A 19,146-nucleotide genomic window follows, 5' to 3' on the forward strand; every position below is an offset into this window, starting at 1 on the left:
CGGGGGCCTATCAGGCCGCCCGGATCGGCTGGGCGCTGAGCGCCGCGGGCTGGTCCTCCGAGGCGAGGTAGCGGGCCCGCATCGGGCGCAGGACGAACATCGCCAGCGCCGCCGCCGTCACGTTGAGGACGATGATCAGCGTGAACACCGCCGACCAGCCGTAGGCCGCCGACAGGATGCTGGCGAAGGGGACGAGGAAGGCCGCGGTGCCCTTGGCAGTGTAGAGCAGGCCGGCGTTGCTGGCGGCGTACTTGGAGCCGAACGTGTCGCCGCAGGTCGCCGGGAACAGCGAGTAGATCTCGCCGAAGACCCCGAAATACACCGCGGTGGCCAGGACGAAGACCATCGGGACGTGACCGTAGGTCAGCAGCACGATCACCGCCAGCGCCGCCGTCGAGAAGGCGATGAACATCGTATTCTCGCGGCCGATGTTGTCGGAGACGTAGCCGAAGAACGGCCGGCCGAACCCGTCGAAGACCCGGTCGAGCGAGATCGCCAGCGTCAGCGCCGCCATCTGGAGGCCGAACAGGCTCACCGGCACGCCGGCCACCTGGAAGTCGTGGGCGATCGGGGCGATCTGCGCCGCCGCCATCAGGCCGCCGGAAGCGACCATCACGAACATCACGTACATCACCCAGAAGACCGGGGTGCGCACCGCCTCGCGGGGGCTGCGGTCGACCTTGGTCTGCGGCAGGCGGGTCTTCTTGCGCTGGACCGGCGTGTTGGTCGACGGCTTGCGCAGCAGGAAGGCGAGGGCCAGCACCACGGCGCCCTGGCCGATGCCGAAGTACAGGAACGCGTCCTGGTAGCCGCTCGACGCGATCATGCGGGCGATCGGCACCACCGTGATGGCGGCACCCGCGCCGAAGCCGGCCGCGGTGGCGCCGGCGGCCAGGCCACGGCGATCCGGGAACCACTTGAGCGCGTTGCCCACGCAGGTGCCGTAGACCGAGCCCGCACCGATGCCGGCGACCACGGCGCCGAGATAGAGCATCGCCAGGCTGTCGGCGTAGGCGTTGATGGTCCAGGCGAGGGCGATCATCACGCCGCCGAAGGCGACGACGATCTTCGGACCGTAGCGGTCGACGAACCACGCTTCGACCGGCACCAGCCATGTCTCCGTGGCGACGAACAGCGTGAACGCGAGCTGGATCGCCGCGCGACCCCAATGGTAGCGCTGGTCGATCGGGTCCACGAACAGGGTCCAACCGTATTGAAGGTTGGCGATCATGGCCATGCAGATCACGCCGAAGGCGAGCTGCCACCATTTCGCCGAAGGCGAATCCTGGCGTTCCATCCCTGAGCCTCTCTCTTGGGCGGCGCGGCCTTGCTCTGGCGGCGTCTCTCGTGCCCCGACGATCATGCACATCCGTTCTAGGTATGCAATATACCAGGGTGAGACGGACCGGGTGAAGTGTCAGGACGGCGATATTATTCCGTTTGCCCGGCCGGAGGAATCGGTCCCCAGGCACCGAGCGTCGGTGCCTCAGCGGGGCTCAGAATCTCGTCGAGGGCGGGGATCGAGGCCGGCTCGGCCGGGAAGCCGATGAGGGCGCAGGCGGCCTCCCAGTCGGGCCCCGACTTCACCGCCGCCAGGGTTCCCGGATCCAGCGCCGTGATCCGACCGCGGTCGAGACGCATGAAGGCCCGGCCGGTCTCGGCCTGAACGAAGCGGACGACCGCCATCCGGCGCAGGCATTCGCGCAGGAAGCTGGTGTTGGCGGAGGCCGAGAGGTCGGCGCCGTCGAACACCGCGTCGGGCCCGTGGGCGAAGATGTCGACCTTGCGGAAGCGGTCGATGTCGATCAGCCCCTTCACGTCGAGGATGTTGAGAGTTCCGTCCGCCCAGAACGCGATGGTGCGCGGGCGCTCGCCCAGCGGCACGCTGTTGTCGAGGAACTCGCAGACCACCTGCTTGTCCCGTGAGAGCGCCCAGTTGAAGAACAGGCGCGGCATGCCGGTATAGGCCTCGACGTTGTGGGCCAGGAGGTCCTCGACGGCTTTGTAGCGGCCGAACAGCTCGCCGCGCTTCCAGGCGCGCTCCACGGTGTCGGCCGGAGGCGTGACCATGAACTGCATGTAGACGCGGTCGCCGAACCGGGTGAGCAACTGGCCGCCGCCGTCCGAGCCCGCGTCGGCCTGGAAGCTGTCGAACCGGAACCGGTCGATCAGCAGGTTCGAGATCCGCCGCTCCGCCGCCTTGCGGGTGACGTAGCGGTCGAGCTTCATGTCGATGATCTCGACCTCGTAGCCGGTCAGCGTCCCGGCGTACCGCGAAGCTTCGCCCAGGCTGTCGTAGTCGAGGAGGTACTTGCGCCAGACGTCGGGGGTGATCACCGCGAAGTCCGACCACGCCATGCCCAGCCGCCTGGCGAGGCCGAGCTGGTAGGGGCGGATCGTGCTCTTTCCCGACGCCGAGGCGCCCTTCACGTTCATCACCACCGGATGATCCTGCGGCGCCAGCCGCCGGTAGCGCTGCGCCTCGACGACGGCGTCGATCCAGGGCTCGATCTGCTCGCCGACGCGCCGGCTGCCGTAGCCGTTCGAGACCAGCGTCCCCGCGATGGTCCGCAGCAGCGCGGCGTCGCGGATGACCGCATTCTGCCGCGCGATGAGGCCCGACACCACGGCGCGCAGGGCCTCGCAGGCGGCCGTCTCCAGGGCGTCGCCGGCTTCGGCGGCGCGTCGCTGCCAGCTCTCGAGATGGCGCAGGGCCCGGGTCGCGAGATCCTCGCGCGGCGCCTGGACCGTCGGCGGGCGGCGCCCGAGCAGGCGGTCGAGCCAGCGCGGCTCTGGCGGCGGCGGGGGAGGTCTCTCCTCCAGGATGGCGGCGATCTCGCGGGCGAGCACCGCGTCGGCCTCGGCGCGGATCCGGTCGAGGGCGGACTCGACCTCGGCGAGGCGGGGCTCGATGCCCTCGCGCAGGATGGTCGCGACGATGGCGCGGAAGTTCACGCCGAGATCGGCGTAGACTTCGCCCACCGGCACGGAGAGATCCGACATCACCCGGATCAGGACCTCGTGGACGACGAGGCGCCCGGCCCGGAACCGGGTGAGCTGGCGGGCGGGCAGCCCGCAGAGATCGCTCAGGTCCAGGGCGTCGTGGAGCGGCGTCTCGACGTGCTCCGGCCGGTAGACGGTCACGAGGGGCAGGAAGGCGGACGGCAGATCGGACCGGACGCCCGGGTTCCAGGGGCCGATGGGCGGCTCGGGAGAGTGGACCGACGCGTCCGTCACGCGCGCGGCAGCCGTATCCGTCACCGCGCGCCCCGCCGAAGACCGCCCGAGAAGTCCGCAACGCCCGCCGCGACCTCGGGACGAGGGCTTGGATCGGGCAGACGCCTGCCCGGTCCTCGCGGCGAACCCGGCAGTCCCGACCCCGACCACACGGCCGCGGGCGGACGCCGGCTCTCAGAAGATCTTCTGGAACCAGCCGTGGGCGTCATTGGAATTGCCCCGCTGGATGTCCACCAGCAGGCTCCGCAGCCGCTGGGCCACGGGGCCGGCCTTGCCGTTCCCGATGGTGAAGCTCTCCTCCCGGCCCTTCACGGTACCGATCGGCGTGATCACCGCGGCGGTACCGCAGGCGAAGGCCTCGGTCAGGCGGCCCGCCCGCACGTCGGCGCGCCACGCGTCGATCGTGTAGGGCTCCTCCTTCACGGTCAGGCCCGCCTCCCGCGCCAGCGTGATCACCGAGTCGCGGGTGATGCCGGGCAGGATGCTGTCCGAGAGCGGCGGCGTCACCAGCGTGCCGTCCTCGAAGACGAAGAAGACGTTCATGCCGCCGAGCTCCTCGACGTAGCGGCGCTCGGCCGCGTCGAGGAACACCACCTGCTCGCAGCCCTGCGACGCCGCCTCCGACTGCGCCGCGAGGCTCGCCGCGTAGTTGCCGCCGCACTTGGCCGCGCCGGTGCCGCCCGGGGCCGCGCGGGTGAAGTGCTCCGAGACCCACACCGTCACGGTGCCGGTCGGATCCTTGAAGTAGGAGCCGACGGCCGAGGCGATCGTCACGAACAGGTATTCCGAGGCCGGCTTGACCCCCAGGAAGGCCTCGCTGGCGATCATGAACGGGCGCAGGTAGAGGCTGCCGTCCGGCGTGTCGGGGATCCAGGCGCGGTCGATCTCGACGAGCCTGCGCATCGCCTCGACGAAGGCGTCCTCCGGGAAGGGCGCCATCGCCATCCGCTCGGCGGAGCGGCGGAAGCGCAGGGCGTTGGCCTCCGGCCGGAACAGGGCCGCGCCGCCGTCCGCGGTGCGGTAGGCCTTCAGGCCCTCGAAGATCTCCTGCGCGTAGTGCAGCACCGCGGCGGCAGGATCGAGGGGGATGGCCTCGCGCGCCTGGATCCGCGCGTCGTGCCAGCCGCGGCCGGCGGTGTAGCGCGCCACCACCATGTGGTCTGTGAACACCTTGCCGAAGCCAGGATTCGCCATCAGCGCGGCCCGCTCCTCGGCGGTCCGCGGGGCCGGATGACTTTGGATCTCGAACGTCAGGTCGCTCACGGTGTGGTCCTCATCGACTAAGGCCCTTATGGCGCGCTCCGGCGCGCGAATCTACGGAGCCGGCGCATGACGGCGTCGCCGCACATGCGAGTCACTCGGCGCGTCACTCGGCGCGTCACCCGGCGGTCGCGGGCTCCGACAGCTGCAGACGGTGCAGGCGCGCGTACGCGCCGCCGGCGGCGAGCAGGTCGTCGTGGCGCCCGGTCTCGATCACCCGGCCCGCCTCCATCACGGCGATCTGATCGGCGTCGCGCACGGTCGAGAGCCGGTGGGCGATCACCAGGGTGGTGCGGCCGCGCATCAGCCGGGTCAGCGCCTCCTGGACGAGCCGCTCCGATTCGGAATCGAGGGCCGAGGTCGCCTCGTCGAGGAGCAGGATCGGCGCGTCCTTGAGGAAGGCGCGGGCCAGCGCCACCCGCTGCCGCTCGCCGCCCGAGAGCCGGCCGCCGCCCGGGCCGACCCGGAACCCGTAGCCTTCCGGAAGGGCCGAGACGAAGGTGTGGGCCGCGGCGGCCTCGGCCGCCGCCTCGATCTCCGCGGGCGTCGCCCCGGGCCGGCCGAAGCCGATATTGGCGGCGATCGTGTCGTCGAACAGCACGACCTCCTGCGAGACGACCGCCACCGCGGCGCGCAGGGAGGCCAGCGTCACCCCCCGAACGTCCTGGCCGTCGATGGTCACGGCGCCGCCGGTGACGTCGTAGAGGCGCGGAACGAGGTTGAGCAGCGAGGACTTGCCCGAGCCTGAGCGCCCGACGAGCGCCGTCACCGATCCGGCCGGGACCGCGAGGTCGATGCCCTCCAGCGCCGGCGCGTCCGGCCGGTAGCGGAACCGGACGTCGGCGAAGCGGATCGCGCCGCCGGTCACCGCCAGCGGCCGGGCCTCCGGCGCCTCGCGGATCGTGGCACTCTCGTCCATGACGTCGAAGTAGCGCCGCAGCGCGGCCGCCGCCTCCTGCAGGATGGCGTTGAGGTTGCCCAGCGCCCGCGCCGGCTGGGCGGCGAGGAGCAGGGCCGCCACGTAGCCGGTGAAGTCGCCGACCGTCTTCTCGCCGGCCAGGACCCGCTGGCCGACCAGCACCAGGACGCCCGCCACCGCGATGCCGCCGCCGATCTCCAGCAGCGGGTCGAGGCGGCCGCGGGCATTGGCGGCCTTCATCTTAAGGCGCCGCACCTCGTCGAGGGCCTCCGCGGCGCGGCCCTTGAGGTAGGCCTCCATCGCGTAGGCCTTGGCGACCCGGGCCCCCTGCAGGCTCTCGGAGATCAGGCTGGCGGTGGCGCCCATCTGCTCCTGGGTCGAGGTCGAGACCCGCCGGAGCTTCCGGCCGATCCGCCCGATCGGTCCCGCCACGAACGGGACCGTGACGCCGGCCACGAGGGTCAGCACCGGATCCATCCAGATCAGCGCCGCCACGAGCCCGATCAGCATCGCGATGTCGCGGAGCAGGACCGTCGAGATGCGGGTCAGCGCCTCCTTGATGAAGGCGAAGTCGGTGGTGAAGCGCTGGGTGAGCGCCGCCGGGCTCTCGCGGCCGAGCTGGGCGAGGTCCGAGTCGATGAGATGCCCGTAGAGCGCCGCCTGCATGTCGGCCTCGACCCGGGTCACCACCCGGTTGGTCAGCACCGTCTGGCCGTAGAGGGCGAAGCCGCGCGTGGCCGTGACGACGATCACCACCAGCGGTCCGTACGCGATGGCGGCGGCGTCCTTGCGGTCGAAGGCGTCGAAGGCGGCCTTGATCAGCGCCGGGTAGAGCCCGGTCGAGGCGCCGACCAGGGCGATCAGCACCAGCACCACCGCCAGGGTGGCCCGGTGCGGGTACAGCCACGTGCGCCAGAGCCGGGCGAGGAGGGGAGCCGTGTCGCCGGGAAGGCGCGCCATGAGACCTACCGGGTCGGATCAGTGCCGCCCCGGGGCAGGATGCGCGGCGGCTGCGGTTTGCCGCCGCCGCCGCCGCGGATCAAGGCTTTTGCTCAGCGGCCGTCGCCGCGCGGCCCGTGATCGTCGCCGCGATCGTCACCGCGGTCCCGGTGCCAGCCGCCCCGCATGCCGTGGCCGCCCATCGGGCCCATCGGCCGGGCGAGGATCATGGCGCGCCGCTTCTGGTCCTGGTCGAGGCTGGCGTAGAGCGGCTGGGCCGCGTCGGCGAGCTTGCGCAGGGCGTCGCCCCGCGCGCTCGCCGCGTCCGCCATCGCCCGCAGCGCCGCCGGGGCGTCGTCGCTGAACGTCGGCCGGTCGCGCATCGCCTCGCGGCGCTGCTGGCGCAGCTTGGCCATGTCGCGGATCGCCGTCTCCACCGGCGGCCACAGCTTCTCCTGGTCGGCGTTGAGCTTCAGGCCGGCATGCAGGGCGGCGATGCGGGCATCCGTGAAGGCCGCGCGGTCCTCGGGGGTCAGCGCGCTCCAGCGGCCGTGCCCGCGGAAGCCCTCGGGTCCGTGATCGCGCGCGACCGCCGCGCCGACGAGCCCGAGGCCGAGCGCCCCGGTCACCAGGATGGCCGCCGTCAAAGGTCGGGACATGGAAATCTCCGTCTCACGCTCGGGACGTCGCCGCGGCCCGCGGCGGCGCCCAACGCCGCGCATAGGGCACCCGCCGTGTATCCCGCTTGTGTATGTAACAATGTTACATTAGTGGCAGGCGCGACGGGGTTGCAGCAGGTGGAGCGGTGCGGCGCGTGGCGAGAACATTCCGGATCACGGCGCTCGCGATCCTGTCCCTGTGGTTCGGATCGGCGGGGCCGGTCTCGGCCGCACCGCAGGAGCGGCCGGTGCGGGCGGTGGCGACCTTCTCGATCCTGGGCGACCTCGTCCGGCAGGTCGGCGGATCGCACGTGACGGTGGCGACGCTGGTCGGTCCGGACTCCGACGCGCACGGCCTGAGCCCGTCCCCGGCAGACGCGCGCAAGCTCGCCGAAGCCGACATCGTCTTCGTCAACGGCCTCGGGCTGGAGGGCTGGTTCGACCGGCTGATCCGGGCCTCCGGCACGCGCGCCCCCGTGGTGGTGGCCTCCGCGGGCGTGAAGCCGATCCCCGCGCAGGACGAGCACGCCCACGAGGACGGCGATCACGGACACGGACACGGCGACCACGCCGTGGACCCGCATGCCTGGCAGGACGTCGCCAACGTGCGGACCTACGTGGCGAACATCCGGGACGGCCTCGCCAAGGTCGATCCGGCCCATGCCGACGCCTACCGGGCGGCGGCGGCCGCCTACCTCGCCGAGCTCGACGCGCTGGAGCGGGACGTCCGGGCGGCGATCGCTCGCATCCCCCCGGAGCGGCGGCGGATCATCACGACCCACGACGCCTTCGGCTACTTCGCGGCGGCCTACGGCCTGCGCTTCATCGCGCCGCAGGGCGTGTCGACGGACAGCGAGGCGAGCCCGCGGGACGTGGCCGCGATCATCCGCCAGATCCGGAAGGAGCGCGTGCCGGCGGTGTTCCTCGAGAACATCAGCGACCCGCGCCAGATGCAGCAGATCGCACGCGAGAGCGGCGCCCGCGTCGGCGGCAAGGTCTATTCCGACGCGCTCTCGGCGCCGGACGGCCCGGCCGCGACGTATCTCGACCTGATGCGGTCGAACCTGAAGGCGTTCGACGCCGCGCTGATGCCGGGCTAGCCCGCCGGGAGGGCGCGCCGCCGCGATCCTTCGCCTTCACGGCGTCGGACATGACATAGCGTAAACCGCCGGTTAAGAGGCCCCCACTAGCCTTACGAAACGGGTGCCAGCCGATCCTCGTGCGCGAGGGCTCAAGGCCTTGGGGCCTTCAGAACGCGTAGCTCGGAGATCGCGTGGCTTGGGGGCCTGACCGCTGGCGCTTCTATCGGCTCGTCGCGCGCGAGACCGCGCGCGCGGTCCGCGCCGCCGGCGCCAGCGTCACAGCCCCGCCCGACATCCTCGCCCGGATGCGGGTCGCCGGCCTGGTGATCGCGCCGCAGGACCTGCGCACCTCCGACGCGACCTTCGCGGACGACATCTATGCCGGGTTGTTCGTCTTCGCCGGCCGATCGCTCGCGGCGAGCGGCGGCTCGCCCTTCGACTACGCGGCACCGTCGCCGGAATGGGCCGACGAGCTCTACGGCTTCGGCTGGCTGCGCCACCTGCGCGCCGCCGACACCGCGCTGGCCCGCGCCAATGCCCGCGCCTTCGTGGCCGATTTCATCGCCGGCCGCGGCGACGCGGCGCTCGCCCGCCAGACGCCGGTGGCGGCGCGCCGGCTGATCTCGTTCCTGTGCCAGTCGCCCCTCGTGCTGGAGGGGGCCGACCACGGCTTCTACCAGAACTTCCTCAAGGCGATCGGCCGCAACGCCCAGCAGCTCGAGCGCGACCTCCGGCGCGGTGTGCCGCCGCAATGGCGCCTGAACGCCGCGGTGGCGCTCTGTTACGCCGGCCTGTGCTGCGACGGCATCCAGCCGATCCTGCGCCGGGCGACCCGCATCCTGACGCGGGAGCTCGACCGGCAGATCCTGACCGACGGCGGCCACCGCTCCCGCGACCCGCGCTACGCCATGGAGCTGCTCCTCGACCTCCTGCCGCTGCGGCAGAGCTACCTGAGCCGCAGCGTCGAGCCGCCGCTGGCGCTCCTGCGCGCGGTCGACCGGATGCTGCCGCTGCTGCGACTGCTCCGCCACCCGGACGCCTCGCTGAGCCACTTCAACGGCATGGGCGCCACGGACGCGGACCATCTCGCGACCCTGCTGGTCTATGACGGCGCGCTCGCCCGCCCGCTGATGCACGCGCCGAACTCGGGCTACGAGCGCCTGGAGGGCGGCCGGGTGGTGATCGTGGCCGATGTCGGTGCCAGCCCGCCGCTGCCCTACGCGGTGAATGCCGGTGCGGGCTGCCTCGCCTTCGAGATGTCGAGCGGGCCGCAGCGCATCGTGGTCAATTGCGGCCTGCCGGCCAGCGGCGCGGATCTGCGCCTCCTCGCCCGCTCGACGCCGGCCCATTCGACGGCCTCGGTGGCCCACGCCTCATCCTGCCGGTTCCTCACCCGCACCGGGTGGTGGGGCGAGCGGCTGCTGGCGGACTGGCTGATCGGTCGGCGCGGGCCCGTGGTCCTGAGCGGTCCATCGGCGGTGGCGGCCGAGCGGGCCGAGGAGGCCGACAGCGTCGTCCTCGCGGCCCGGCACAACGGCTACGCCCCCGAATTCGGCATCGTGCACGAGCGCCGCTGGCAGCTCTTCCACGCGACGGCGCGCCTGGAGGGCCGCGACGCCTTCCTGCGCCAGGGCAAGGGGCTCAGCCGCGGGCGGCGGCTGCGCCCGCAGGACGTGGTGATCCGTTTCCACCTGCATCCCGGCATCGCGGTGCGCAGCGTCCCGGAGGGGCTGGAACTCGCCTCGGCGCTCGGGGAGGTCTGGGTGTTCAGCGCCGAGAACGCCGAGATCGCCATCGAGGAGAGCGTCTACTTCTCGGGCCTGACCGGACCGCGCCGGACCGACCAGATCGTCCTCCACCTGCGGGTATCCGACGATGTGGAAGTCCGGTGGAGCTTCGAGCGTCGGGCCTCCGCGCCCCTGCGCGGCGTGGCGCCCTGACGGGTATCCGGACAGGTCTCCGGACAGGGCCGGCTGGCCGGGCTCACCGTTTCCATGCTACCGCGCCGGAAAATCTCGAACTTTCGGCACGAAGCTATGGCGCACGATCAGGTGCGGGTCTCCCGCGCGCTCCTCTCGGTCTCGGACAAGACCGGCCTCGTCGACTTCGCCCGGGCGCTCCACGCCCGCGGCATCGCGCTGGTCTCGACCGGGGGCACCCACCGGACCCTGCAGGAGGCCGGCCTGCCGGTCACCGAGGTCGCCGACCTGACGGGGTTCCCGGAGATGATGGACGGCCGGGTCAAGACGCTGCACCCAGCGGTCCACGGCGGCCTGCTCGCCATCCGCGACAACCCGGAGCACCAGGCCGCGCTCGCCGCCCACGGCATCGGCGCCATCGATCTCCTCGTGGTCAACCTCTACCCGTTCGAGGCGACCATCGCGGCCGACCGGTCCGACGCCGACTGCATCGAGAACATCGATATTGGCGGCCCGGCGATGATCCGCGCGGCGGCCAAGAACCACGCGGACGTCGCCGTCGTCACCGACGTGTCGGACTATGCCGGCGTCCTCGCCGCCCTCGAGGCGCAGGACGGCGCACTCGGCGCGGATCTGCGCCGGAGCTTGGCGCAGAAGGCCTTCGCCCGCACCGCGTCCTACGATGCCGCCATCGCCAACTGGATGGCGGGCCGCTTCGGCGCCGAGGCGCCGGCCCGGTTCCGGGCCTTCGGCGGTTCCCTGGGCCAGGAACTGCGCTACGGCGAGAACCCCCACCAGTCGGCCGCCTTCTACCGCGCCCCCGGTAAGGTCCGGGCGGGCGTGGCCACCGCCCGCCAGCTCCAGGGCAAGGAGCTGTCCTACAACAACTTCAACGACACGGACGCCGCCTACGAGTGCGTGGCCGAGTTCGACCCGGCCCGGACCGCCGCCGTGGCCATCATCAAGCACGCCAACCCCTGCGGCGTCGCCGAGGGGGCGAGCCTGCTCGAGGCCTACGAGCGCGCCCTGAGCTGCGACCCGACCTCCGCGTTCGGCGGCATCGTCGCCCTGAACCGGACCCTCGACGCCGAGGCGGCCCGCCGGATCGTCGAGATCTTCACGGAGGTGATCATCGCCCCCGACGCCACGCCCGAGGCGGCGGCCATCGTGGCCGGCAAGAAGAACCTGCGCCTGCTGCTGGCCGGCGGCGTGCCCGACCCGCGGGCCGGCGGGGAGACCGTGCGGACCCTCGCGGGCGGGCTGCTGGTCCAGAGCCGGGACGCGGCGGTCGTCGACGACATGCCGCTCACGGTCGTGACCAAGCGCGCGCCGAGCGAGGCCGAGCTGGCCGATCTCCGGTTCGCCTACCGGGTGGCCAAGCACGTGAAGTCGAACGCCATCGTGTACGCGAAGGCCGGCGCCACGGTCGGCATCGGCGCGGGCCAGATGTCCCGGGTCGATTCCTCGCGCATCGCCGCCTGGAAGGCCGCCGAGGGGGCGAAGCGTCTCGGGCTGGCCGAGAGCCTCGCTGTCGGCTCGGTGGTGGCGTCGGACGCGTTCTTCCCGTTCGCGGACGGCCTCATGGCGGCAGCCGAGGCGGGCGCCACCGCGGTGATCCAGCCCGGCGGCTCGATGCGCGACGCGGACGTGGTCGCGGCGGCCGACGAGGCCGGTCTCGCCATGGTCCTGACGGGGCACCGCCACTTCCGGCACTGAGCCGGCGGGCCGTCTCCCGCCCTCCGGGACGGCGCGCCACCTCGGGGGCGGCCGCACCGGTCCGGACGCCCCGGAACGCCCGCGGTCGCGCCGCCGCGCCGCGTTAACGATACGCCGCGATCGGATCGGCCGGGTCGATTGTTTGCCGAGCGGGCGCTCCCGCCCAGCATTGCCGTGAACAGACGCGGTGCCCGACCAAGCTCGGCAATGAATGGTCGGCGTCCGGGAAAACTATCTTTGGTGCAACATTACGGGTGTAATATTCCAAACTTATCGAATAGGCGCGGTGTCTGCGCCGCGGGTTGAAATTTTCTCGGCCGCACGCCATCATCGCGGAGAAATGCGCCGGAAGCTCGCGTGGAGAACTTCCTGGAACAGCTCCGGGTCGAGTGACGAGATGGTGGTCGCAGCGCTGTTGTTTCTCGTGGGATGGCTTCTCGGCCGATCCTACTCGGTGATCATCCTCGCCCTGACCTCGTCGGTAATCCTGTTCACCGCCACGACGATCTTCGTGTCGGTCTACGGGATCGACCTGCTGCGCGTCCTGATCGTGTTGGGATATCTCACCGCGCATCAGGCAGGGTATCTCCTCGGCGCCTATCTCACCGGGTACCCCGAGAGCGATCGGGGGCGGTGAGGCGCATCACCACCACCAGACCAGCCGTCCGGCGTACCCGTTGATCAGGATCCAGAGCCCAGTGGCGACGAGGGACCAGGTAATCACAAGGAGAAGCGGTGGCTTCGTGCCGGGCTGACTGCGCAGAAGTGTCAGGACGGTGTTCACGTTCGATATCCCAGGGGCCCGGTGCGGAGGGAAAGCCGATACGGGCTCGTACCGCATCGGGTTCCACCGGGCCGATTGTCGGCAGGTTAAATCTTGTCCAGGCTCGGGTGACGGGCGCGCCTTCGATGAGCTCAGGGTCGCCGGTCAGATTACTTGCAGTTGCAATAAGTCGCCTCTCGCAACATCAAAAGTTTGGACCAGGACAATTGACGCTCCGGATCCGGTCGGCGGAGGCCTGTTTCCGCCGGGCCTCGATACTTGACACATCCGTATAGGATCAGACGAAACGCAATCCGTGAGGAACCGCACGGGTCGCTATTTCGCCGCCGCGTTGCAGGCTCGACACAAGCGGGATGGCCGCGTCGTGCCGTACGAACGAGAACGCCCAGGCAGCGTGAGCTGCCTGGGCGTCTTTGACACGCGCCGGACCTCGGTCCGGTCGGCTCGCGCCGATCAGGTGTCGGCGAAGATGTCGCGATCCTTGGTCTCCGGCACGAAGAACACGCCGATGATCACCGTCGCGACCGCGATGACGATCGGGTACCAGAGGCCGAAATAGATGTCGCCGGTCTGGGCCACCATGGCGAAGGCGGTCGCCGGCAGGAGGCCGCCGAACCAGCCGTTGCCGATATGGTAGGGCAGCGACATCGAGGTGTAGCGGATCCGGGTCGGGAACAGCTCCACCAGCATGGCGGCGATCGGGCCGTAGACCATCGTGACGAAGAGCACGAGGATGAACAGCAGGCCGATCACCTGCGCGACCTGCGGCCGGAAGATGTCGAACGGGTTCGACATCTTGACGATCTCGGGGTCGCCGGCCTTCGGGTAGCCCGCGGCCTGCAGCGCGGCGGTCGTGGCCTTGTTGGCCTCGACGTTGCCGCCCTGCGGGTACGGGATCTCGGTGTCGTTGACCCGGATCGTGGTGGGCTGGCCGGCCGCGCCGGGGGCGGTCGAGTAGCGGACCGACGACTTCGACAGGAAGTCGCGGGCGAGGTCGCAGGGCTGGGTGAAGACCCGGGTCCCGACCGGGTTGAACAGGGTTCCGCAGGCGGCCGGATCGGCCGTCACCGTCACCTTCACGTTCTCGATCGCCGCCTCGAGCTTCGGGTTGGCCGTCGAGGTGATCCCCTTGAAGATCGGGAAGAACGTCGCCGCCGCGATCGCGCAGCCCGCCAGGATGATGACCTTGCGACCGATCTTGTCGGACAGCCAGCCGAAGACCACGAAGAAGCCGGTGCCGAAGAGCAGCGACCACGCGATCAGCAGGTTGGCCGTGTAGCCGTCGACCTTCAGGATCGATTGCAGGAAGAACAGCGCGTAGAACTGGCCCGTGTACCAGACCACGCCCTGGCCGGCGACGAGCCCGAACAGGGCGATGATCGCGAATTTCGCGTTCCGCCACTGGCCGAACGCCTCCGTGAGCGGCGCCTTCGAGGTCTTGCCCTCCTCCTTCATCTTCTGGAAGGCCGGGGATTCGGAGAGCTGGAGACGGATCCAGACCGAGATGCCGAGCAGCAGCACCGAGACCAGGAACGGGATGCGCCATCCCCACTCGGCGAAGGCGGCCTCGCCGGTGATGGTCCGGGTCGCCAGGATCACCATCAGCGACAGGAACAGGCCCAGGGTCGCGGTCGTCTGGATCCAGCTCGTGTAGAAGCCGCGCCGGCCGTTGGGGGCGTGCTCGGCCACGTAGGTCGCCGCGCCGCCATACTCGCCGCCGAGCGCGAGGCCCTGGGCGAGGCGCAGGACGATCAGGATGATCGGGGCCGCGATGCCGATGGTCGCCGCGTTGGGCAGGATGCCGACGATGAAGGTCGACAGACCCATGATCAGGATCGTGACGAGGAAGGTGTACTTGCGGCCGACAAGGTCGCCGACACGGCCGAACACGAGGGCGCCGAACGGGCGGACGATGAAGCCGGCCGCGAAGGCCAGCAGGGCGAAGATGTCGCGCGTGGCCGGCGGGTAGGCCGAGAAGAATTGCGCGCCGATGATCGCCGCCAGAGAGCCGTAGAGATAGAAATCGTACCACTCGAACACGGTGCCGAGCGAGGACGCGAAGATCACCCGCTTCTCGGCCGACGTCATCGGCCTCGCGGCGTCCCCTGTCCGCGCACTCGCGGTTGCCACAGCCATGAAACAGGTCCTCCCAGACGCATTTGGGCGGCCCGCGACACGGATCGCCCGCTCACCGGCCCGATTCCCGGGCGGTTCTGCGCACGGCGCAGATCACCTATGCGTTATCGCACCGATCGGAGCGGTCAACCGGTAAAGCGATCGTGAAGACCCCCATCAACATGGGCGCGTACGCAGTTGTCACCGGAACGACGAAGGGCGCGGCTCGCGCCGCGCCCTTCGCCTGTTCGACGCTTCGGAAGGCCGTCAGTGCGCGTGCGCGCCGGCCGCCCCGATGCCGGTCTCGGAGCGCACGTACTGCGCCTCGAAGGCGGCCCGCTCGCGCTGGGCCCGGCGGGACTTGTCCACGAGGGAGACGACCCAGATCGTCGCGAAGGCCAGCGGCATCGAGAACAGCGCCGGGTTGTCGTAGGGGAAGAGCGGGGCGGGATTGCCCAGCGTGGTCACCCACACGGCCTTCGACAGCACCACCATGATGACCGCCGCGAGCAGGCCGACGAGGCCGCCGGCAAGCGCGCCCCAGGTGGTGGTGCCGCGCCACAGGATCGACATGGCCAGCACCGGGAAGTTGCAGCTCGCCGCCACCGCGAAGGCGAGGCCGACCATGAAGGCGACGTTCTGGTTCTCGAACACGTAGCCGAGGTAGATCGCCACGATCCCGATCACCACGGCCGAGATCTTCGACAGGTTGACCTCGTGCTTCTCGGTGGTGCGCCCGCGGGCGATCACCTGGGCGTAGAGGTCGTGGCTGATCGCCGAGGCCCCGGCGAGCGTGAGCCCGGCGACGACCGCGAGGATCGTCGCGAAGGCCACCGCGGAGATGAAGCCGAGGAAGTACGGCCCGCCCACCGCGTTGGCGAGGTTCACCGCCACCATGTTGGTGCCGCCGATCATGTCCTTCAGCTTGTCGAAGGCGCCGGCCGGACCGAGCTTGAAGTAGACCGGGTCCGACATCAGCAGCGCGATGCCGCCGAAGCCGATGATGAAGGTCAGGATGTAGAAGTAGCCGATCAGCCCGGTGGCGTAGAACACCGACTTGCGGGCGGCCTGGGCGTCCGAGACCGTGAAGAATCGCATGAGGATGTGCGGCAGGCCGGCGGTGCCGAACATCAGGCCGACGCCGAGCGAGATCGCCTCGACCGGGTTCGACACCAGACCGCCCGGCGCCATGATGGCGTCGCCCTTCGGGTGGACCTGAACGGCGCTGGCGAACAGCGATTCCGGGTTGAAGCCGTACTTCAGCAGCACCGCGCCGGCCATGAAGGTCGCGCCGCCGAGCAGCAGGCAGGCCTTGATCACCTGCACCCAGGTGGTCGCCTTCATGCCGCCGAAGGCGACGTAGACGATCATCAGGACGCCGACGATGATCACCGCGTAGAGGTAGGGCAGGCCGAACAGGAGCTGGATCAGCTTCCCCGCGCCGACCATCTGGGCGATCAGGTAGAAGGCCACCACCACCAGGGTGCCCACCGCCGAGATGATGCGGATCGCGGTCTGGTCGAGGCGGAAGCTCGCCACGTCGGCGAAGGTGAACTTGCCGAGGTTGCGCAGGCGCTCCGCGATCAGGAACAGCACGATCGGCCAGCCGACCAGGAAGCCCGTCGAGTAGATCAGCCCGTCGAAGCCCGAGGTGTAGACGAGGCCGGAGATGCCGAGGAACGAGGCCGCTGACATGTAGTCGCCGGCGATCGCCAGCGAGTTGGTGCCGGCCGAGATGCCGCCGCCCGCCGCGTAGAAGTCGGCGGCCGACTTGGTGCCCTTGGCCGCCCGGTAGGTGATGCCGAGCGTCAGCAACACGAAGAACAGGAACATCAGGATGGCCGGCCAGTTCGTGGCCGATTGCGCGACGGCACCGAGATCCGGGCCGGCCGCGTAGGCGGCGCTCGCGACGATCGTGGCGAGCGTCAGGCCGAGGAGGAGGCGGTTCATCGGGCCACGCTCCGCTTCAGGGCTTCGCTCAGCGCGTCGAAGCGCGTGTTGGCCCGGGCGACGTAGACCCCCGTGAGCGCGAAGGCGAACAGGATCACGAACACGCCCGCGAACAGGCCGAGGGAGGCGGTGCCGCCGACCTTCACGGCGAGGAGCGACTTGTCGAAGGCGATCAGGCCGATGAAGCCGAAATAGACGACCAGCATCAGGATCGTCAGGATCCAGGCGAAGCGGGTGCGCTCGTGAACGAGCTGCTGGAACTCGGGTGTCCGGGCGATCCGCTCGACCTGCGGATCGGCGGCGGTCTCGCGTGGGCGTGGTCCCGGGGGCGCCGCGCGCCCTCGGGTGTTCAGTGTCGTGCCGCTCATGGGTGTTCCTCCCGCGAGGGCCTGCTCTGGCCCCCCGGTTCTTCGCGTTGAGACTCGTGGTTCTTGTTGGGAGCGGGCGCCGCCCCGGCACCCGCCCCGGTCCGAACCCGCGCCGCCGGGGCGGCACGGGTGCGATCAGCCCCGGTTCTGCCGGTTCTCGATCAGGTCGTCGACGACGGCCGGCTCGGCGAGCGTCGAGGTGTCGCCGAGCGAGCTGAAATCGTCCTCGGCGATCTTGCGCAGGATCCGGCGCATGATCTTGCCCGAGCGAGTCTTGGGCAGGCCGGGCGCGAACTGGATCAGGTCCGGCGAGGCGATCGGCCCGATATCCTTGCGGACCCAGGTCACGAGCTCCTTGCGCAGGGCGTCGTCGCCCTCCTCGCCGTCGTTCAGGGTCACGTAGGCGTAGATGCCCTGGCCCTTCACGTTGTGCGGGTAGCCCACCACCGCGGCCTCGGCCACCTTCGGGTGGGCGACCAGGGACGACTCGACCTCGGCGGTGCCCATCCGGTGGCCCGAGACGTTGATGACGTCGTCGACCCGGCCGGTGATCCAGTAGTAGCCGTCCGCGTCGCGGCGGGCGCCGTCGCCGGTGAAGTACTTGCCCGGGTAGGTCGAGAAGTAGGTCTGCTCGAAGCGCTCATGGTCGCCGTAGACCGTGCGCATCTGGCCCGGCCAGGAATCGGAGATGCAGAGATTGCCCTCGCAGGGGCCCTCCAGGACCTTGCCCTCGGCGTCGACCATCTCGGGCTTCACGCCGAAGAACGGCCGGGTCGCCGAGCCCGGCTTCAGGGCGGTGGCGCCCGGCAGCGGGGTGATCAGGATGCCGCCGGTCTCGGTCTGCCACCACGTGTCGACGATCGAGCAGCGCTGGTCGCCGACGACGTTGTAGTACCACTCCCAGGCTTCCGGGTTGATCGGCTCGCCCACGGAGCCCAGCACGCGGAGCGATTGCCGCGAGGTCTTCTTCACCGGTCCCTCGCCGCCGCCCATCAGCGAGCGGATCGCGGTCGGCGCCGTGTAGAAGATGTTGACCTTGTGCTTGTCGACCACTTCCCAGAACCGGGAGGTCGACGGGTAGGTCGGGATGCCCTCGAACATCAGCGTCGTGGCGCCGTTCGCGAGCGGCCCGTACACGATGTAGCTGTGGCCCGTGACCCAGCCGACATCGGCGGTGCACCAGTACACGTCGCCTTCGCGGTAATCGAAGACGTACTCGTGCGTCATCGACGCGTAGACGAGGTAACCGCCGGTGGTGTGCACCACGCCCTTCGGCTGCCCGGTCGAGCCGGAGGTGTAGAGGATGAAGAGCGGGTGCTCGGCCTCCACCGCCACGGCGGGGCACTCGTCCGTCACCTGCTCGGCGGCCTCGTCGTAGTAGACGTCCCGGCCCGCCTCCATGGCGACGCTGCCGCCGGTGCGGCGCACGACGATCACGTGGTCGACGAGGTCGGTCCCGAGACGCTTGATCGCCTCGTCGACATTGGCCTTCAGCGGCACCTTGCGGCCGCCGCGCAGGCCCTCGTCGGCGGTGATCACCACCTTGGAGCCGCAGCCCTGGATGCGCGAGGCGAGGGAATCCGGCGAGAAGCCGCCGAACACGATGGCGTGGATCGCCCCGAGCCGCGCGCAGGCGAGCATCGCGTAGGCGGCTTCCGGGACCATCGGCATGTAGAGCGTGACGCGGTCGCCCTTGCCGACGCCGCGGTTGCGCAGGACGTTGGCCATCCGGCAGACCTGCGCGTGCAGCTCGCGGTAGGTGATGTGCTTGGATTCGTCGGGGTTGTCGCCTTCCCAGATGATCGCGGTCTGGTCGCCGCGGGTCTCGAGATGGCGATCGATACAGTTGTGGGCGACGTTGGTCTTGCCGTCCTCGAACCACTTGATCGAGACCTTGCCGGGCTCGAAGCTGGTGTTCTTCACCGTCGAGAACGGCTTCATCCAGTCGATGCGCTTGCCGTGCTCGGCCCAGAACGCGTTGGGATCGGCGACCGAAGCCGCGTACATCTCCCGGTACTTGGCATCGTCCACGTGCGCACCCTCGCGCCACGCGGATTGAACCTCGATCACCTTGCCTACCATGGCGTCCCATCCCTGTTTTGGCGCCCGATCGTATCGCGGTCTCCGCCGCGCAGCCAGGACTTCCAAAGTAACGTAGCCGCCAATCTACGATGACGATATCATCGCAGTTTGGCGCG

The 19,146-nt window shown here is 70.3% G+C and carries 13 protein-coding genes; 4 read left to right on the top strand and 9 right to left on the bottom strand.

All coding sequences use genetic code 11. From position 1 onward, the window contains the following. Positions 1 to 10: 10 nt before the first annotated feature. From oxlT to ACLBYB_RS08590, 5 genes are all read right to left on the bottom strand, one after another. Complete coding sequence (gene oxlT / locus ACLBYB_RS08570) at positions 11 to 1,297, bottom strand: oxalate/formate MFS antiporter (protein WP_056531965.1); 1,287 nt, start codon at positions 1,295 to 1,297, stop codon at positions 11 to 13. 134 nt (positions 1,298 to 1,431) lie between these two features. Next, positions 1,432 to 3,237 (bottom strand): hypothetical protein, encoded by a 1,806-nt coding sequence (locus ACLBYB_RS08575; RefSeq protein ID WP_447698493.1) that lies wholly within the window; start codon positions 3,235 to 3,237, stop codon positions 1,432 to 1,434. A gap of 174 nt (positions 3,238 to 3,411) precedes the next feature. Further along, complete coding sequence (locus tag ACLBYB_RS08580; protein WP_091682026.1) at positions 3,412 to 4,500, bottom strand: branched-chain amino acid aminotransferase; 1,089 nt, start codon at positions 4,498 to 4,500, stop codon at positions 3,412 to 3,414. Positions 4,501 to 4,615: 115 nt separating this feature from the next. Then, positions 4,616 to 6,376: an ABC transporter ATP-binding protein gene (locus tag ACLBYB_RS08585; protein WP_447698494.1), complete on the bottom strand. Its 1,761-nt coding sequence runs from the start codon at positions 6,374 to 6,376 to the stop codon at positions 4,616 to 4,618. A gap of 92 nt (positions 6,377 to 6,468) precedes the next feature. After that, a complete protein-coding gene (locus ACLBYB_RS08590) occupies positions 6,469 to 7,014 on the bottom strand; it encodes a Spy/CpxP family protein refolding chaperone (protein WP_447698495.1) in 546 nt (181 codons plus the stop codon). 155 nt (positions 7,015 to 7,169) lie between these two features. On the opposite strand from ACLBYB_RS08590, the gene ACLBYB_RS08595 reads away from it, so the two are divergent. The 4 genes from ACLBYB_RS08595 (at position 7,170) to ACLBYB_RS08610 (ending at position 12,368) form a co-directional block, all read left to right on the top strand. After that, positions 7,170 to 8,114 carry a metal ABC transporter solute-binding protein, Zn/Mn family gene (locus tag ACLBYB_RS08595; RefSeq protein WP_447698496.1) on the top strand — a complete coding sequence of 315 codons (945 nt, stop codon included), beginning with the start codon at positions 7,170 to 7,172 and terminating at the stop codon, positions 8,112 to 8,114. A 173-nt stretch (positions 8,115 to 8,287) separates the two neighbouring features. After that, positions 8,288 to 10,036, top strand: coding sequence for a heparinase II/III family protein (locus tag ACLBYB_RS08600; protein WP_447698497.1), 1,749 nt, complete (start codon positions 8,288 to 8,290; stop codon positions 10,034 to 10,036). A 96-nt stretch (positions 10,037 to 10,132) separates the two neighbouring features. Continuing rightward, positions 10,133 to 11,731 (top strand): bifunctional phosphoribosylaminoimidazolecarboxamide formyltransferase/IMP cyclohydrolase, encoded by a 1,599-nt coding sequence (purH, locus tag ACLBYB_RS08605; RefSeq protein WP_091925093.1) that lies wholly within the window; start codon positions 10,133 to 10,135, stop codon positions 11,729 to 11,731. A 397-nt stretch (positions 11,732 to 12,128) separates the two neighbouring features. Next, complete coding sequence (locus ACLBYB_RS08610; protein WP_020092886.1) at positions 12,129 to 12,368, top strand: hypothetical protein; 240 nt, start codon at positions 12,129 to 12,131, stop codon at positions 12,366 to 12,368. 600 nt (positions 12,369 to 12,968) lie between these two features. On the opposite strand, the gene ACLBYB_RS08615 is transcribed toward ACLBYB_RS08610, so the two are convergent. From ACLBYB_RS08615 to acs, 4 genes are all read right to left on the bottom strand, one after another. After that, the gene (locus ACLBYB_RS08615; RefSeq protein ID WP_020092885.1) at positions 12,969 to 14,603 is read right to left on the bottom strand and encodes an MFS transporter; all 1,635 of its coding nucleotides are present in this window, start codon (positions 14,601 to 14,603) and stop codon (positions 12,969 to 12,971) included. Positions 14,604 to 14,897: 294 nt separating this feature from the next. Continuing rightward, positions 14,898 to 16,580: a cation acetate symporter gene (locus tag ACLBYB_RS08620; protein ID WP_447698498.1), complete on the bottom strand. Its 1,683-nt coding sequence runs from the start codon at positions 16,578 to 16,580 to the stop codon at positions 14,898 to 14,900. Beyond that, positions 16,577 to 16,948: a DUF485 domain-containing protein gene (locus tag ACLBYB_RS08625; RefSeq protein ID WP_020092883.1), complete on the bottom strand. Its 372-nt coding sequence runs from the start codon at positions 16,946 to 16,948 to the stop codon at positions 16,577 to 16,579. The genes ACLBYB_RS08620 and ACLBYB_RS08625 overlap by 4 nt, the downstream gene beginning before the upstream one ends. 135 nt (positions 16,949 to 17,083) lie before the next feature. Further along, positions 17,084 to 19,030, bottom strand: coding sequence for an acetate--CoA ligase (gene acs, locus ACLBYB_RS08630; RefSeq protein WP_447698499.1), 1,947 nt, complete (start codon positions 19,028 to 19,030; stop codon positions 17,084 to 17,086). Between the last annotated feature and the right edge of the window lie 116 nt (positions 19,031 to 19,146).

This window comes from Methylobacterium sp. D54C (assembly GCF_053345595.1).

What these genes read in the sequence shown, in the direction of transcription:
- oxlT (WP_056531965.1), bottom strand. Translation starts at nt 1,297, where the DNA reads ATGGAACGCCAGGATTCGCCTTCGGCGAAATGGTGGCAGCTCGCCTTC.
- ACLBYB_RS08585 (WP_447698494.1), bottom strand. Translation starts at nt 6,376, where the DNA reads ATGGCGCGCCTTCCCGGCGACACGGCTCCCCTCCTCGCCCGGCTCTGG.
- ACLBYB_RS08590 (WP_447698495.1), bottom strand. Translation starts at nt 7,014, where the DNA reads ATGTCCCGACCTTTGACGGCGGCCATCCTGGTGACCGGGGCGCTCGGC.
- purH (WP_091925093.1), top strand. Translation starts at nt 10,133, where the DNA reads ATGGCGCACGATCAGGTGCGGGTCTCCCGCGCGCTCCTCTCGGTCTCG.
- ACLBYB_RS08610 (WP_020092886.1), top strand. Translation starts at nt 12,129, where the DNA reads ATGGTGGTCGCAGCGCTGTTGTTTCTCGTGGGATGGCTTCTCGGCCGA.
- ACLBYB_RS08615 (WP_020092885.1), bottom strand. Translation starts at nt 14,603, where the DNA reads ATGACGTCGGCCGAGAAGCGGGTGATCTTCGCGTCCTCGCTCGGCACC.
- ACLBYB_RS08620 (WP_447698498.1), bottom strand. Translation starts at nt 16,580, where the DNA reads ATGAACCGCCTCCTCCTCGGCCTGACGCTCGCCACGATCGTCGCGAGC.
- ACLBYB_RS08625 (WP_020092883.1), bottom strand. Translation starts at nt 16,948, where the DNA reads ATGAGCGGCACGACACTGAACACCCGAGGGCGCGCGGCGCCCCCGGGA.
- acs (WP_447698499.1), bottom strand. Translation starts at nt 19,030, where the DNA reads ATGGTAGGCAAGGTGATCGAGGTTCAATCCGCGTGGCGCGAGGGTGCG.